This window comes from Rhizobium johnstonii 3841 (assembly GCF_000009265.1).
GTDB classification, from domain to species: Bacteria; Pseudomonadota; Alphaproteobacteria; order Rhizobiales; family Rhizobiaceae; genus Rhizobium; species Rhizobium acaciae.
The window spans coordinates 803,472-818,934 of sequence record NC_008380.1 but is presented as its reverse complement, the minus strand read 5'-3'; the positions used below and the strand labels follow the sequence as shown (position 1 = coordinate 818,934).

Genomic DNA, 15,463 nt, shown 5'->3' with positions numbered 1-15,463 from the left:
GCAGACTAAGAAGGAATTTCTAACCCCACAAGCGCAAAATCCTGCGCGCTCAATGATTTCACAATCACTGGAAGTCGAAGGCGCTGAGGCCTGCCACCATCTCGTCGAGCCCGAGCGGTCTCGTCACCGGCGGCTCGGCCCGGGAAAGGCAGCCGCGCCGCTCGCAAAGGCGACAGGCCGGACCGACCGCGACCGGCTCGAGCGCCGTCGCCTGCCCGTAGACCACACCTTCGCCAAGGGCAGCGTCGCAGCCGATCAGGATCGCGGTCCGCCTGACCCTTTCGCCGAATTCGACGCTCGGTCCCTCCAGGGTGCGGGCGACCGTCAGGAAGGATGCGCCATCCGGCATGACGACCGTTTCGGCGAGGATCTGGCCCGGCTGCAGGAAGGCGGCATGGATATTGAGCTTCGGACAGCCGCCCCCGAAACGGGCCTGCGGAAAGCCCTGCGCGCCTGCCCTGCGCAGCCGGTGGCCGGCGGCATCGATTTCGATCAGGAAGAAGGGAATGGCTGCCGCCCCGGGGCGCTGCAGCATGGCAAGGCGCGCAGCTGCCTGGCCGAAAGAGACGCCGAAACGCGCTCGCAGAATATCGATATCGTAGCGCGTCGCCTTCGCCGCCGAAAGAAAGGCCTCGTAGGGCATTGCAAGCGCCAGTGCCGCGATACGGGCAAGCTCGAAGCGGGCGATGCGGCGCGCCTCGGCGGAGGAGAGCGGGAGATCGTCGAGCTCGGCATCGATTGCCGGGAGCAAAGCGAGAGTCGCAGCCTCGACGGCAATCTCGTGCGCACGGTCGGCCTGCGACAGGCGCTCCGAGATGAAAAGCCGCATCGAATGGCGATCGAAACGGCGGCGCAGATCCGGCATCACATGGACGGGCAAGACACGCACCGCGATGCCGCGCTCGGAGCGCAGCCAATCCTTCAGTCCGGCGGCAAGATCGATGCCCCAGGGGAGCGTTGCGGCAAAAGCTTCCGCCGCCGTCTCGATCTGTCCGAAATAGCCGGACCGGCGCTCCAACATCTCGCGCACCTCGTCCAGCGGCAAGCGGCCGGCGGCGACCGGCGCATGCCCTTCGGCGGCCATCAGCGCCGTCAGATCGGACAGCCTTGCCGCCTGCTCGCGATAGGCGCGGTAGAGCTTGATCATGCCGCTCGCGGCATTGGGTGCGGCCTCGGCCACCTCGACCAATTCCTGATCACCCGGCAGCTCGCCGGACAGCAGCGGGTCGGCAAAGACTTCCTTGAGCTGGCCGAGACTGCCGCCGGTCTGTCCCCGCAACTCTTCCAGATCGACCCTGTAGACGCTTGCAAGCTTGAGAAGGAGCTGCACCGTCAACGGCCGCTGGTTGCGCTCGATCAGGTTCAGATAGGACGGCGATATTTCAAGCGCTTCGGCCATGGCGGTCTGCGTCAGCGCCAGCGCATTGCGGATGCGCCTGACTTTCGGGCCTGCGAATATCTTCCGTTCCGCCATGTCACACCCTTTGACAGGAAGGAGCGCTCATATTTACAAAATTTTACAAATTCACAGCGCCACTCTGTCAATCCTCCTCATCTTAACCTCTTTCCAACCAGGAAATCAAAGGTTTTTCTGGTCATCGCGCATCATATTGTCAATCTTGTCACGCAGCACCTTTGTCGGGCTTCTAGTGAGGAGAGCACATGACCGATTTTTACAAGCTTGTTCCAAATGCATCAGCCAGCCGCTTCGACGGCATCGAGAGACCGTACTCGGCCGAAGACGTGCAGCGGCTCAGAGGCTCGGTGGCGCTCAGCCATACGCTGGCCGAAATGGGGGCGGACCGGTTGTGGCGGCTTCTGCATCAGGAGGATTTCGTCAATGCGCTCGGCGCACTTTCCGGCAATCAGGCCATGCAGATGGTGCGCGCCGGGTTGAAGGCGATCTATCTCTCCGGCTGGCAGGTGGCGGCCGACGCCAACACCGCATCGGCGATGTATCCCGACCAGTCCCTCTATCCGGCCAATGCCGGTCCGGAACTTGCCAAACGCATCAATCGCACGCTGCAGCGCGCCGATCAGATCGAGACCGCGGAAGCTCAGGGGCTTTCCGTCGAAACCTGGTTCGCGCCGATCGTTGCCGATGCGGAAGCAGGCTTCGGCGGACCGCTCAACGCCTTCGAAATCATGAAGGCCTATATCGAGGCGGGTGCCGCGGGCGTTCACTTCGAGGACCAACTCGCCTCGGAGAAAAAGTGCGGTCATCTCGGCGGCAAAGTGCTGATCCCGACGGCCGCCCATATCCGCAATCTCGACGCCGCACGGCTTGCCGCCGACGTCATGGGCGTTGCGACGCTGGTCATCGCTCGCACCGACGCGGAAGCGGCAAAGCTCTTGACGTCAGACATCGACGAGCGCGACCAGCCCTTCGTCGACTATGATGCCGGGCGCACGGTCGAAGGTTTCTATCAGGTGCGAAACGGCATCGAGCCGTGCATCGCGCGCGCCGTCGCCTATGCGCCGCATTGCGATCTCATCTGGTGCGAGACCTCGAAGCCGGACCTCGATCAGGCGCGGCGTTTTGCCGAAGGCGTGCACAAGGTCCATCCCGGCAAGCTGCTCGCCTATAATTGTTCGCCTTCCTTCAACTGGAAGAAGAACCTCGACGAAGCGACGATCGCAAGGTTCCAGCGCGAACTCGGGGCGATGGGCTACAAGTTCCAGTTCATCACGCTCGCCGGCTTCCACCAGCTGAACTACGGCATGTACGAACTGGCGCGCGGCTACCGGCAGCGGCAGATGTCGGCCTATTCCGAGCTGCAGCAGGCGGAATTCGCCGCCGAGGTCAATGGCTATACCGCCACCAAACATCAGCGCGAGGTCGGCACCGGCTATTTCGACGCCGTGTCGCTCGCCATCACCGGCGGCCGGTCTTCGACCACGGCGATGCACGGCTCGACCGAACATGCGCAGTTCAAACCGGCTGCGGAATAACCCAAAGAAGAGGAGAGAAGATCATGGCATCCATCACACGCGTCAGGGAACGGGCCGAAGAGCAGGCAAGCAGCATGAGCGAGGATCAGCAGACGACGATCCGCATGCTCGCCAACGACCTGCATCGGCTGAACCAATCGGTCATGAAAGCCGTCGAGGCCGGCGTCTCGGTCGAACTGGTGCGCTCGGCCCGTCATCACGGCGGCGACGGCCACTGGGGCGACCTGCTGATGCCGGTCGTCGTCACCAACCGGCATTGACCAAAGCCAGCCGGCGGGCCGATGACGTCGGCCCGCTTCTTCAATCGCCGCGCGGCCTATCGGGCCCGCGGCGCTCTAAGTCTCTATTGGATGCATGTCGCCCAAAACCGCTCACACGTTTCGGCATCATGCTCTAGCCGCGGCTCGGCCGTTTTCCGGCGAAGAGATCCGCATAACTTTTGATGAGCTTGGTCATGCGGTCGGCGACCGTGCGGATCTCCGGGCGGTGGCGGTCCTCGGCATTCATGACGATCCATTGCCGGTGGCGCAATTCCGGCAACTCGCCGCCCTGCCGCTGCAATTCGGGATGGAGATCGCCGACGAAACAGGGAAGCACCGTCTTGCCGGCGCCGGCGCGCACCAGATCCGGCAGCGAACGCGGCCGATTGACGGTGGCGACAATCCCTGTTGCTGCATGGGCGTGCGGCCAGCGCAGATAGGCCGATATCGCCTCCTCCTCAGCAACGGCAATCCAGCGCTCGTCGGTCTCGGCGGCGTTGCGCCTGACATAGACGGCATAGGCCACCTCCCCGAGCAGACGTGCGGCAAGATTGGCCTCCTCAGGCTCGAAGGCGCGAATACCGATGTCGCTCTCGCGATAGGCAAGACTTGCCCGCGCCTCGCCAATGGTGAGCGAAATGGCGAAGGCATCGCCCGGCATGCGGATTGCGGCGAAATTCTCGGTCAGCAGCCAGGCGAGCCAGGTGCCGGCGGCGACCCTGACGGTGGTGCCGCCCTCGCCGGACTGCCGCCACGCCGCCACCTTGCGGGCGGCGGCCTCCATCTCCTGCAGGTGATCGAGCAGCGCCTGGCCATCCTGGGTCAGACGATATCCGGTCTGGCTGCGCGAAAACAATGCCCGGCCGATTTCCTGTTCGAGATCGAGCATGCGCCGGCCGACGGTCGGAGGACTGAGCCCGCTTGCGGTGCTTGCCCCCGTCAGCCCGCCGAGCCGGGCCACCTGTAGGAAAAGCTGATAGGAATCCCAACTCGCGTTTTTCATTGATGAAAAACATAGCGGGATTTTTCCCGTTTATAAAGAGAAATTCGACGCCTAGATCAGGTGATGTCTTACACAGGAAAGGACATTGTCATGATCGACTTGATCACCATTGCAGGCACCATCGGCTATCGGCACTATCCCCAGCGAAGCGGTGGCAAGGCGGAGGAGGACAGATTCTATGCCGAGTTCGGAAACAATAGCCTCATTGGCTTTATCGCCTGGCTGACGTCGCTCGACCTCAATCTAGGAAGGCGCCGCAAGGCCGCGGCGCAATCCCGCAGCGGCTGCGGCTGCGCCGTTCAGGCGACTCTTCTTGCTCCGAGATGAGCCGGTGCCGATTCTGCAACGATGCGGAACCGCTCGATCAGCGCCATCAGCGTATCGGCCTCGCCGGCAAGCAGGCGGCTTGCCTGCGTCGTCTCGGCAACCATCGCGGCGTTCTTCTGGGTCATCTGGTCCATGGCGTTGACCGAACCGTTGACCTCCTGCAGCGCGGCCGACTGATCTCGGCTGGCGGTGGCGATGGTCTCGACATGGCCGCTGATCGCGATGATCTCCTGGCTGATCGAGGCAAGGACGCTGCCGGTCTTCTGGACCAGTTCGGACCCTGCCGTCACTTCGCGGCTCGATGTCTCGATGAGCGACTTGATCTCACGCGCCGCATCGGCCGACCGCTGGGCGAGTTCGCGGACTTCCTGGGCGACGACGGCAAAACCCTTGCCCGCCTCGCCGGCGCGCGCCGCCTCGATGCCGGCATTCAGCGCCAGAAGATTGGTCTGGAAGGCGATGTCGTCGATCACCTCGATGATCTGCTCGATACGCTGCGATGCCTGCTCGATGCGATCCATGGCGGCAACGGCATCGCCGACGACGGCGCCGGAATTGTCGGCCGTCTTCTTGGTCGCAGCCACGACATTGTTGGCTTCACGGGCACGCTCGGCGGACGAACGAACCGTCACGGTAATCTCTTCCACCGCGGCCGCGGTCTCCTCGAGGTTGGCCGCCTGCGCCTCGGTGCGTTTCGAAAGCTCGCCGGCAGAGGCGGAGACGGCGCCGCTGTTGCGCTGGATCGTCGCGGCGCTGTCACGGATACCGGACAGTGTATCCTGGAGCCGCAAGAGGGAAGCGTTGAAATCGACGCGCAGTTGCTCCAGTCGGCCGACGAAGGGCGTGCCGATCGTCTGCGAGACATCGCCCTGCGACAGGCGCCCGAGACCGGCGGCAAGCTGGTTGACGGCAAAGTCGATCTGGCCGTCGAGCGAGCGCTTGTCGGCATCGTTCCTGGCGCGCTCGGCATCGCTCAATTCGCGCTGTTCGGCAGCCTGGGTTTCCAGGTCGCGTCTTGCGCGAGCACTGTCGCGGAAAAGCGCCAAGGCCCGGCCGATGTCGCCGAACTCGTTCCTCTTTTCGACACAAGGGATCGCCCCTTCGAGATCGCCCGCGGAAATCGAGTGGACGCTGGTCGTCAGCGCCTGCAAAGGCTTCACCGACAGGCGGATCGCATAGAAGGCGAGAACGCCGACGATGAGCATGACGATGGCGCCGACACCGAGAACCAGCATCTGCAGCTCATACATGCGCTGGTAATAGAGCTCCATCGGGATGCCGATGAAGAGAATGCCGACATTGGCATTCGAGGCGTTCTTGATGGGGAAATAACCGGTCATGAACTTGCGGCCGAAAAGCTCCGCCGGACCGTAATAAGCCTCGCCCCTGGCGAGAACCGGCTGGGCGGGGTGCTCGGCGACCAGCTTGGTGCCGACGGCCCGGTCGCCGTTTTCCTTCTTGACGTTGGTGGAGATGCGGACGTAGTCGCTGCCCTGCTTTTGAAAGATGGTCGCAACGCCGGCGATCGATTGCGCCGTGCGGTCGACCAGCGAATGGTCGGCAAGGGCGGGAATGGCGTCTTCCGTGACAGTGGAGAGCTGATTGTCCTTCAGCTCGATCTTTGCAGCCTGATCGGCCGCGCCGTAGAGGACGGCCATGGCGCGGGTGGCATCCCTGGCGTCGGAGACCGCCCCGTCCATGACATGGTGGCTCAGATTGTAATAGGTCACGCCGACGATGGCGGCCGTGCTGATCGCCAGCAGAAACAGCGTGATCGCAACGATCTGGCGTACGATCGACGTAGAGAAAAGGCGCAGCATCGAGACCCCCGGGAGATAAACCAAGGTTAAATTAGACTAAAAGCGTTAAAGAAGATTCTCCGTAAAACAGGGTTGTCGGAGGTATTCATCGGTGTCGCTTTCGGACGGATCATCTCTGCGTGATCACCGCGCGGCCGCTCGCAATCCGACCGATCGCGATTTCTGCGGAAATAAATAGAAACGGCCCTGGAAAGCCCGGGGCCGTTCGAATAAAGACAGGTCGGTCGATGATCAGGCGGCGCGATAGACCGGCGCACCGGTGGCTTCGCCGTCGATCTTGAACTGCTGAATGAGCCTGCGCAGCGAACCGGCCTCGTCGGCCAGTTCGCGGCTGGCGGCAGTCGTCTCCTCCACCATGGCGGCGTTCTGCTGCGTCATCTGGTCCATCTGGTTGACCGTCGCGTTGACGCTCTGCAGCGCGGTGGACTGGTCGTGGCTGGCGCGGGCGATCATCTCTACATGCTGGCTGATCGTGACGATCTGGGCGCTGATCTTGGCGAGTACCGTGCCGGTCTCCTGCACGAATTGCGAGCCGGAATTGACCTCGTTGGTCGACTTGTTGATCAGCCCCTTGATCTCCTGCGCCGCGGCGGCGGAGCGCTGGGCCAGTTCGCGAACTTCCATCGCGACCACCGCGAAGCCCTTGCCGGCTTCACCGGCGCGCGCCGCCTCGATGCCGGCGTTGAGCGCCAGGAGGTTGGTCTGGAAGGCGATCTCGTCGATAACGCCGATGATCTGCTCGATCTGGCGCGAGGCACCTTCGATGCGGCTCATCGCGTCGATCGCATTGCTGACGACGACGGCGGAATCGTCGGCGCTGCGCTTGGCCTGGCGGACGATCTGGTCGGCATCCTTGGCACGTTCGGCCGACGAGCGGACCGTGACGGTGATCTGGTCGACGGCGGCAGCGGTCTCTTCGAGCGAGGCAGCCTGCTGTTCGGTACGCTTGGAGAGGTCCTCGGCCGACTGGGCCATCTGGTTGCCGTTGCCCTGGATCAGTTCGACATTGTCGCGGATCTGGCTCATCGTCGCCTGCAGGCGCATCATCGAACCGTTGAAATCCTGGCGCAGCTGTTCGAGACGGCCGATGAAGGGCGTTTCGATCGTCGTCGAGATATCGCCCTGCGACATGCGTTCGAGGCCGGCGGCAAGCGCATTGACCGCGAATTCGATCTGACGATCCATCTCGCGCTTTTCGGCATCGTTGCGCTGGCGTTCGTGTTCGGCGGCGGCGCGTTCCTCGTCGCTCTGCTCCTCGATGCGGATCTTCGAGATGGCATTTTCCTTGAAGATGCCGAGCGCGCGGGCCATGTCGCCGATTTCATCGTGGCGCTGCTCGCCGGAGATGCTGGTATCCAGGGCCCCTTCGGCGATGCGGCGCATGGCGCCGGTGATATGGCTGATCGGGCGCTGCAGCGTCAACACCAGGGCAATGCCGCCGAGGATAGACAGCAGGATGCCGAGACCCGTGGTCATGACGGAGATGCTGTTTGCCTGGGTGCGCTCGGTGCCGGCCGTCTGCTTCTGCAGCTCGGCGAAGTCGGTCAGCTTTTTCCAGATCTGGTCGAGCTCCTGGCGGGCCGCGGCATAGGCGGCGACGCGCTCGCCGATCGTGTCGACGATCTTCGAGCCGCCGCCGGAAATGACGTCGAGCGCCGGCTGGATCGCGCCGGATATGCCTTCGGCAAAGCCCATGCCCTTGGCGCTGGTGACCAGCACCTGCATGTCCTTGCCGAGCGTGCCGGCCTGCTGCTGCAGGCGCACGAGATTTTCCTTGCTGGAGTCGGCGAGAAAGTCGGAAAGAACGATCTGAAGCGAATAGACGGAATTTTCGAGACGCCTGGTATCCTGCAGGACCGAGTTGGCCTGAGCAATCCGGCCGTCGAGCGCGGCGAATTCCTGGGTCGCGTCACGCATCTTCTGCGTTGCGGTCAGCTGCGTATAGGTCGAGGTCTGGCGGAAGCGCGAAATGAGACGGCCGAGTTCGGTGGCGGTCTCGTCGGTCGGATTGGGCGTCTGGACGATCGCCTTGATGCCGTCGATGGTCGCAGCCAGCGCGTCGATGACGTTCTTCTGATTGCTTGGAACCGAGATGGCAATCAGACGCTGCGATTTGATGATCTCCGGCATCTGTTCGTTGATGAAGGCGATCTTGTCCTGCGGTGTCTGCGGCTTGCTGAAACCGCTGGCAACGGTGCCGAGGAAATCGCCGCCCTTCAGCAGGCGGTCGGCCGTGCGAAGGGTGCTGGTGGCGGCGCTCTCGTCGCTCTGGACGGTGCTCTGCAACTGCTCGGCCTGGTAGGACACGGTGAAACGGGTGCTGATCACGCTCTTCTGGGCGGCGTCGATCTGCTCATGCAATGCCCGTTCCTGCTCGTGCAGGGCCCACAGCTTGTCGACGACGCCCGAAATTTCCTTGGTGCGACGCGATGCTTCCGCAAGGCTGTCGCGACCGGCGGCCTCGTCACCGACCTGGCTCAGCGTCTGGTCGAGCACGCCTTGCTGGGTCTTCAGATCCGCGATCAGTTTGTCGCGCGCCTCAGGGCTGGTGACGCGCAGGAAATCGTCCATCGAGCCATAGAGATCTTTGAAGCCGCTCAGCGACTGCAGCACGCTGTTGGATATTTCCATGCGGCCCTGCAGAAGTCCCGAAGCGTAGAGGCCGGTCAGGCCCACCGCCGAAATGGTGACGACGAAAGGCAGAACGAAGATCAGAACCTTGGTCTTGATCCTGAAGCGGGAAAGAATCTTGTCAATCAACATGGCGTTCCGGGCCTTTCATACACCACTCCTCCCGCAGGCAGCCACATGGCGCCAGCCGGGTGCACATCGAGCTATTCTTAATTACATTGGGGGACCCGGAGGCCAGGCGGCAGTCATTGCCAGTTCACGTCCAAACAACTTGGAGATGCCCAAATATTCGCGAGCAATTGTGTCAGATTAGATATTAATTTTCGGATAAGCGGTTATGGCGGGTTAAGCCAAGGCAGTGAAATAGTTGCAAATTATGGGCCGCAACACCGCGGTGCGACAATGAGCATGTCGCAACGTTCGTTCCAGATCTGCGGACAGGATCAGATGACGTGCGAGAGCAACAGCGCGAGGCTGGCGGCGGTGGCGCCGGCTGCAAGCATCAGATAGCGCAGGGCGACCATCCGGGCGTTCGGCTTTGCCTCGGCAATTGCGATGGCGCGGGCGCGTCGTGCGTTTCTGTTCATGGCGAAACCTCACTTCTCTCTAACACAACAACAATCCAACAAATCGGCTTGCCGGTAAAGCTTAATTTAGGAACGACCTTACAAACCGCCAATTGAGACAGGATGGCGCACCTCTATTAAGAAGTCTTGAATCGGTATCTCCAGATATTTCCAAGGCATGTCAAAAAATGTGCAGCGGTTTTGGCCCCACGACATGCATCAAAACAACGAGCTTTAGACGCATTCGCCGGCGGCAAAACCGGAAGCCCAGGCCCACTGAAAATTATAGCCGCCGAGCCAGCCGGTGACGTCGACGCACTCGCCGATGAAATAAAGGCCGGGCACGGCTTTTGCTTCCATGCTACGGGAATCGAGCGCTGCCGTATCGATGCCTCCAAGCGTCACTTCGGCGGTGCGGTAACCTTCCGAGCCGGACGGTTTGACTGCCCAGTTCTGGACGCCGGCGGCAAGACGCAACAGCGCCTTGTCCGGCAGATCGGCCATGTTGCCGGAGATCTTTTCGCGCTCGACGAGAAATTGTGCCAGCCGCTTCGGCAGGATATCGCCAAGTGCGGTCTGCGGCGACTGACGGCCATTGAGCTGTTTTGCCGTCTTCAGATGGGCGGCAATGTCGATATCCGGTTCGATCGAGACCACGACCTCGTCGCCCTCGCGCCAATAGGAAGAGATCTGCAGGACAGCGGGGCCGCTCAGCCCGCGATGGGTAAAAAGCAGCGCTTCGCGGAAGGCGGTCCTGCCGTGACGGATTTCGGCCGGGGCGGCAATGCCGGCGAGCGGCGCGATGCTTTCCAGCAGGCCGGGATCGAGCGTCAGCGGCACGAGGGCGGGTCGGGTTTCGAGCACGGCCAAGCCGAACTGTTCGGCGAGGCGATAGGCAAAGCCGGTGGCACCCATCTTCGGGATCGACTTGCCGCCGGCGGCGACGATCAGCGACGATGCTTCACAGTGACCTTCGCTCGTCGATACCCGGAAGCCGGCTTCGGTCTTTTCGACGCCTGATATTTCGGTGCCAAGATGCAGCACTGCACCGGCCATACGCATCTCCGCCAGCAGCATGCGGATGATGTCTTTGGCGCTATCGTCGCAGAAGAGCTGGCCGAGCGTTTTCTCGTGCCAGGCAATGCCGTGGCGGTCGACCATGGCGATGAAATCGGCGGGCGTGAAACGGGCAAGCGCCGACTTGCAGAAATGCGGGTTGGCGGAGAGAAAATTCTTCGGCCCGGCATGGATATTGGTGAAATTGCAGCGGCCGCCGCCTGATATGCGGATCTTATCGCCAGGCGCCCTGGCATGGTCGAGAATGACGACCGAGCGGCCGCGTTTTCCGGCACGGATGGCGGCCATCATGCCCGCCGCTCCGGCGCCGATGACGATAACGTCGCTTTTGCGCTGCAAACCCGTTTCCCCGATCAAACCCGCGTCTTCTTTTTCCATCAAAGGGCGAAAGTCAACGTTTGCCACCCCTCGCCAATTGGCAAAGTCTGGTTATGATGGCGCCACGATCAATACAAACCGGTGTGTCATGTCCCCAAAAAAGACGACGCTGAAGCCTGCCAGAAACGTACCCGCCTCGAAAAAAACTCCCCCGGAGCCCGGATCCCTGCGCGGCGTTGCGAACTGGAAGGAAGCAGCGCGGTGGCTGAGGCACAGGGGCATCGAAGACATCGAATGCATCACGCCGGACCTTGCCGGCGTTGCGCGCGGCAAGATGATGCCGAGCTCGAAATTCACCTCCAACACCTCGCTGGCGCTGCCTTCGGCAATCTACCGGCACACGATTTCGGGCGAATATCCCGACGAGACGGAGAGCTTCCGCTATGAGCCGCGCGACAGCGACCTGAAGCTGATGCCCGACCTTTCGACGCTTTCCGTCGTGCCCTGGGAGACCGACCCGACGGCGCAGGTAATCTGCGATATCGTCGATTCGGACGGCGGGGAAGTGCCCTATACGCCGCGCAACGTGTTGAAGCGGATCATGAGCCTCTATCATGAGCGCGGCTGGAAACCGATCGTGGCGCCCGAGATCGAATTCTACCTCGTCGCCAAGAACGACGATCCAGACTATCCGCTCCACCCGCCGAAAGGCCGGTCCGGCCGCTCGATCCTCGGCGGCCAGGGCTATTCGATCGCCGGCATCAACGAGTTCGACGAGCTGATCGACGACGTCTATCATTTCTCGGAAAAGCAGGGGTTGGAGATCGATACGCTGATCCATGAAGAGGGACCGGCGCAGCTCGAGATCAACCTGCGCCACGGCAATCCGATCGAGCTTGCCGACCAGGTGTTCCTGTTCAAGCGGACGATCCGCGAGGCGGCGCTGAAACACGACATCTACGCGACCTTCATGGCAAAGCCGATGCAGGGCCAACCGGGTTCGGCGATGCATATCCACCAGTCGGTGGTCGATATCGAGACCGGCAAGAACATCTTCTCCAATGCCGATGGCTCGGCTTCGAAGGAATTCTTCCATTTCATCGGCGGCATGCAGAAATTCGTGCCGAGCGCGATGGCGATGCTGGCGCCCTATGTGAATTCCTACCGGCGCCTGCAGCCCGATATGTCCTGCCCGGTCAACAATGCCTGGGGTTACGACAACCGGACGACGGCCTTCCGTGTCCCGGTCTCCGATCCGCAGGCGCGGCGCGTGGAAAACCGGCTGCCGAGCTCGGATGCCAATCCCTATCTCGCGCTCGCCGCTTCGCTCGCCTCCGGCCTGCTCGGCATCATAAAGCAGATCGAGCCGACGGCGCCGACCGAGGATTCGGCCAATGAGGGTTCGATCGATCTGCCGCGCGGCCTGCTGGAAGCCGTGGCGCTGCTCGAGGACGAACCCGCCTTCGAGGAGATATTCGGCAAGCAGTTCATCGGCCTTTATGCCGGCGTCAAGCGCGGCGAGTTCGAGACCTTCATGCAGGTGATCAGCCCCTGGGAGCGGGAATTCCTTCTGCTCAACGTGTGAGGGAAGCATCATGACATCGCAGGAGACGTGGCAGAGCCCGATCGCGCCGGGGCTGTCCTGGTATCAGGCAACCGTCGGGGAGCGGCCCGCCTACCCCGCTCTCGACGGCTCGAGAACATGCGACGTGGCGATTGTCGGCGGCGGTTATACCGGCCTGCAGGCCGCCTACAATCTTGCCAAGTCTGGCGTCTCGGTGGTCCTGATCGAGGCCTGCCGCTTCGGCGACGGGGCGTCCGGGCGCAATGGGGGCCAGCTCGGCACCGGCCAGCGATGGTGGCCGGAAGAACTCGAGGAGAAGATCGGCTACGAACGCTCGAAGGCACTGTTCGATCTTGCCGAAGCGGCCAAGCGCCATCTCATCGATTTCGCCCGCGAGCATCAGATCGAGATCGACTATGTGCCCGGCCAGCTCAATGTCGCACACAAAGCGAGCTACAAGCGCGACTATTACGAAAATGCCGAAATCGCCGCCTTACGCTATGGCTATCCGCATCTCAGCTTCATGGACGAGGAGGAAACGCAAGAGAGGCTCGGCTCGAAGCGTTTCCATTGCGGCGTGCGCGATGTCGGCACCGGCCACATCCATCCGCTGAAGCTGCTGGTGGGGCTGGCGCGGGTCGCTGCCAATGCCGGTGCTGAAATCTTCGAGATGACCAAGGCGACGGCGATCCGCCAAAGCGGCGGCAAGGTGACGATCGAAACCGAAAGGGGAACGATCACCGCTGAGCGCGCGCTGATCGCCTGCAACGGCCATATCGGCGACCTCGAGCCGGTGACGGCGAGCCATGTCATGCCGATCCGCTCCTTCATCGGCGCCACGGCGCCGCTCGACGGGCATCCCGATGTGCTGCCCGGGGGCGAGGCCGTGGCCGATTCGCGCTTCGTCGTGCGCTACTTCCGCAAATTCGGCGACGGCCGCCTGCTGTTCGGCGGACGCGAGGCCTATACCTCGGACAATCCGCGGGACATTTCGCAGCACATCCGCCGGCAGATCGCCGAGATCTATCCAGAGCTGAAGGACATCGAGATCACCCATTCCTGGGGCGGCAGCGTCGGCATCACCCTGCCGCGCCAGCCCTTCGTGCGCGAGGTGATGCCCGGCGTCATCTCGATCGGCGGTTATTCCGGCCACGGCGTCATGCTGTCAAACTACTGTGGCAAGCTCTACGCGGAAACGGTGCTTGGAAAATCTCGCGATCTCGACCTCTTCACATCGCTTGATATTCCAGCCTTTCCCGGTGGTGCGCGCATGCGGGCGCCGTTGCTTTTCCTCGCCTTGTCGTGGTTTGCGCTTCGCGACAAGTTTTAGTCCGATTGCGGATTTCCTCTTCCGGAAATTCGCTCTAAAACCGGTGCCTGAGAGATTCATTGCACTGCACACTGGCTTTTTTAAATCGATTAGATTAAAAGAGCCGTCAACCAGCCTGATTGAGAGACAAGCTCATGAGCAGCCAAATCATTCCCGTTGAGCCCTTTGATTATGTCGTCTTCGGCGGCAGCGGCGACCTTGCAGAACGCAAGTTGCTGCCCGCCCTTTACCATCGCCAGATCGAAGGCCAGTTCAGCGAACCGACCCGCGTGATCGGCGCCTCGCGCAGCCCGTTGACCCATGAGGAATACCGCAAATTCGCCAAGGACGCGCTGAACGAGCACCTGAAGAAGGGTGAATATGACGAGGCGGAGGTGCAGAAATTCTGTGCCCGCCTCTACTACGTCTCGGTCGATGCCCGCACCGATGCCGGCTGGGATCAGCTGAAGAAGCTGCTCGACGAAGGCAAGGATCGCGTGCGCGCCTTCTATCTGGCGGTCGCGCCCGGCATTTTCGGCGACATTTCGCAGAAGATCCACGACCACAAGCTGATCACCAAGTCGACCCGCATCGTCGTCGAGAAGCCGATCGGCCGCGACCTCGCCTCGGCGCTGCAGCTCAACGACACGATCGGCCGCGCCTTCAAGGAAGAGCAGATCTTCCGCATCGACCATTATCTCGGCAAGGAGACGGTGCAGAACCTGATGGCGCTGCGCTTCGCCAATGCGCTCTACGAGCCGCTGTGGAACGCCAACTACATCGACCACGTGCAGATCACCGTGGCTGAATCGGTCGGCCTCGAAGGCCGCGCCGGCTATTACGACACGGCGGGCGCATTGCGCGACATGGTGCAGAACCACATCCTGCAGCTCCTCTGCCTGACGGCGATGGAAGTGCCCTCGTCGATGGATTCGGAAGCCGTTCGCGACGAGAAGCTGAAGGTGCTGCGGGCGCTGAAGCCGCTCAATGCCTCCAACGTCGAGCAGGCGACGGTTCGCGGCCAGTATCGCGCCGGCGCCTCGGGCAGCGGCCCGGTCAAGGGCTACCTCGAAGAGCTCGAAGGCGGCGTGTCGAATACCGAGACCTTCGTTGCCATCAAGGCCGAGATCAACAACTGGCGCTGGGCCGGCGTTCCCTTCTATATCCGCACCGGCAAGCGGCTGACCGGGCGCATGTCCGAGATCGTCATCACCTTCAAGCCGATCCCGCACGCCATCTTCGACCAGGCGGCTGGGCGCATCAACGCCAACCAGCTGATCATCCGCCTGCAGCCGGATGAGGGCGTCAAGCAGTCGCTGATGATCAAGGATCCAGGTCCGGGCGGCATGCGCCTGCGCAACGTCTCGCTCGACATGAGCTTCGCCCAGGCCTTCAACGTCCGCAATCCCGACGCCTACGAGCGCCTGCTGATGGACGTGATCCGTTCCAACCAGACGCTGTTCATGCGCCGCGACGAAGTCGAGGCTGCATGGAAATGGGTGGATCCGATCCTCAAGGGTTGGGAAACGACCGGCCAGCAGGTGCAGGGCTATACCGCCGGCACCTGGGGTCCGAGCCAGGCCATCGCGCTGATCGAGCGTGACGGCCGTACCTGGCATGACGAAATCTAGGACGA

At 62.2% G+C, this 15,463-nt stretch carries 12 protein-coding genes; 6 read left to right on the top strand and 6 right to left on the bottom strand.

What is annotated here, in order from left to right; translation table 11 throughout:
• Window positions 1-64: 64 nt before the first annotated feature.
• Window positions 65-1,474, bottom strand: a complete 1,410-nt coding sequence (locus RL_RS03995) for a helix-turn-helix domain-containing protein (protein ID WP_011650516.1) — start codon at window positions 1,472-1,474, stop codon at window positions 65-67.
• A 188-nt stretch (window positions 1,475-1,662) separates the two neighbouring features.
• Between RL_RS03995 and aceA the strand changes: the two genes are divergently transcribed.
• Window positions 1,663-2,952 (top strand): isocitrate lyase, encoded by a 1,290-nt coding sequence (aceA, locus tag RL_RS03990; RefSeq protein ID WP_011650515.1) that lies wholly within the window; start codon window positions 1,663-1,665, stop codon window positions 2,950-2,952.
• Between the two features lie 23 nt (window positions 2,953-2,975).
• Complete coding sequence (locus RL_RS03985; protein WP_011650514.1) at window positions 2,976-3,212, top strand: SMc00767 family acetate metabolism repressor; 237 nt, start codon at window positions 2,976-2,978, stop codon at window positions 3,210-3,212.
• A gap of 133 nt (window positions 3,213-3,345) precedes the next feature.
• On the opposite strand, the gene RL_RS03980 is transcribed toward RL_RS03985, so the two are convergent.
• Window positions 3,346-4,215 carry a LysR family transcriptional regulator gene (locus RL_RS03980; RefSeq protein WP_011650513.1) on the bottom strand — a complete coding sequence of 290 codons (870 nt, stop codon included), beginning with the start codon at window positions 4,213-4,215 and terminating at the stop codon, window positions 3,346-3,348.
• A gap of 90 nt (window positions 4,216-4,305) precedes the next feature.
• Between RL_RS03980 and RL_RS03975 the strand changes: the two genes are divergently transcribed.
• Window positions 4,306-4,542, top strand: coding sequence for a hypothetical protein (locus RL_RS03975; protein ID WP_028743703.1), 237 nt, complete (start codon window positions 4,306-4,308; stop codon window positions 4,540-4,542).
• On the opposite strand, the gene RL_RS03970 is transcribed toward RL_RS03975, so the two are convergent.
• From RL_RS03970 to RL_RS03960, 4 genes are all read right to left on the bottom strand, one after another.
• Window positions 4,515-6,362: a methyl-accepting chemotaxis protein gene (locus RL_RS03970; protein WP_011650512.1), complete on the bottom strand. Its 1,848-nt coding sequence runs from the start codon at window positions 6,360-6,362 to the stop codon at window positions 4,515-4,517. The genes RL_RS03975 and RL_RS03970 overlap by 28 nt on opposite strands.
• A 231-nt stretch (window positions 6,363-6,593) precedes the next feature.
• Window positions 6,594-9,125 carry a methyl-accepting chemotaxis protein gene (locus RL_RS03965; protein ID WP_011650511.1) on the bottom strand — a complete coding sequence of 844 codons (2,532 nt, stop codon included), beginning with the start codon at window positions 9,123-9,125 and terminating at the stop codon, window positions 6,594-6,596.
• A gap of 311 nt (window positions 9,126-9,436) precedes the next feature.
• On the bottom strand, window positions 9,437-9,580 hold the full coding sequence (locus RL_RS40050) for a hypothetical protein (protein WP_165422406.1): 144 nt from the start codon (window positions 9,578-9,580) through the stop codon (window positions 9,437-9,439).
• Between the two features lie 213 nt (window positions 9,581-9,793).
• Window positions 9,794-11,014, bottom strand: a complete 1,221-nt coding sequence (locus RL_RS03960; RefSeq protein ID WP_041936175.1) for an NAD(P)/FAD-dependent oxidoreductase — start codon at window positions 11,012-11,014, stop codon at window positions 9,794-9,796.
• 88 nt (window positions 11,015-11,102) lie between these two features.
• Here RL_RS03960 and RL_RS03955 point away from each other — a divergent pair, with 88 nt between their 5' ends.
• From RL_RS03955 to zwf, 3 genes are all read left to right on the top strand, one after another.
• Window positions 11,103-12,539 (top strand): glutamine synthetase family protein, encoded by a 1,437-nt coding sequence (locus tag RL_RS03955; RefSeq protein WP_011650509.1) that lies wholly within the window; start codon window positions 11,103-11,105, stop codon window positions 12,537-12,539.
• Between the two features lie 10 nt (window positions 12,540-12,549).
• Entirely contained in the window at window positions 12,550-13,848 is a 1,299-nt protein-coding gene (locus tag RL_RS03950) for an NAD(P)/FAD-dependent oxidoreductase (protein WP_011650508.1), read from the top strand.
• A 134-nt stretch (window positions 13,849-13,982) separates the two neighbouring features.
• A complete protein-coding gene (zwf, locus tag RL_RS03945) occupies window positions 13,983-15,458 on the top strand; it encodes a glucose-6-phosphate dehydrogenase (RefSeq protein WP_011650507.1) in 1,476 nt (491 codons plus the stop codon).
• Window positions 15,459-15,463: the final 5 nt, after the last annotated feature.

What these genes read in the sequence shown, in the direction of transcription:
- RL_RS03965 (WP_011650511.1), bottom strand. Translation starts at nt 9,125, where the DNA reads ATGTTGATTGACAAGATTCTTTCCCGCTTCAGGATCAAGACCAAGGTT.
- RL_RS03960 (WP_041936175.1), bottom strand. Translation starts at nt 11,014, where the DNA reads ATGGAAAAAGAAGACGCGGGTTTGATCGGGGAAACGGGTTTGCAGCGC.
- RL_RS03980 (WP_011650513.1), bottom strand. Translation starts at nt 4,215, where the DNA reads ATGAAAAACGCGAGTTGGGATTCCTATCAGCTTTTCCTACAGGTGGCC.
- RL_RS03985 (WP_011650514.1), top strand. Translation starts at nt 2,976, where the DNA reads ATGGCATCCATCACACGCGTCAGGGAACGGGCCGAAGAGCAGGCAAGC.
- zwf (WP_011650507.1), top strand. Translation starts at nt 13,983, where the DNA reads ATGAGCAGCCAAATCATTCCCGTTGAGCCCTTTGATTATGTCGTCTTC.
- RL_RS03995 (WP_011650516.1), bottom strand. Translation starts at nt 1,474, where the DNA reads ATGGCGGAACGGAAGATATTCGCAGGCCCGAAAGTCAGGCGCATCCGC.
- RL_RS03955 (WP_011650509.1), top strand. Translation starts at nt 11,103, where the DNA reads ATGTCCCCAAAAAAGACGACGCTGAAGCCTGCCAGAAACGTACCCGCC.
- RL_RS03950 (WP_011650508.1), top strand. Translation starts at nt 12,550, where the DNA reads ATGACATCGCAGGAGACGTGGCAGAGCCCGATCGCGCCGGGGCTGTCC.
- aceA (WP_011650515.1), top strand. Translation starts at nt 1,663, where the DNA reads ATGACCGATTTTTACAAGCTTGTTCCAAATGCATCAGCCAGCCGCTTC.
- RL_RS03975 (WP_028743703.1), top strand. Translation starts at nt 4,306, where the DNA reads ATGATCGACTTGATCACCATTGCAGGCACCATCGGCTATCGGCACTAT.
- RL_RS03970 (WP_011650512.1), bottom strand. Translation starts at nt 6,362, where the DNA reads ATGCTGCGCCTTTTCTCTACGTCGATCGTACGCCAGATCGTTGCGATC.
- RL_RS40050 (WP_165422406.1), bottom strand. Translation starts at nt 9,580, where the DNA reads ATGAACAGAAACGCACGACGCGCCCGCGCCATCGCAATTGCCGAGGCA.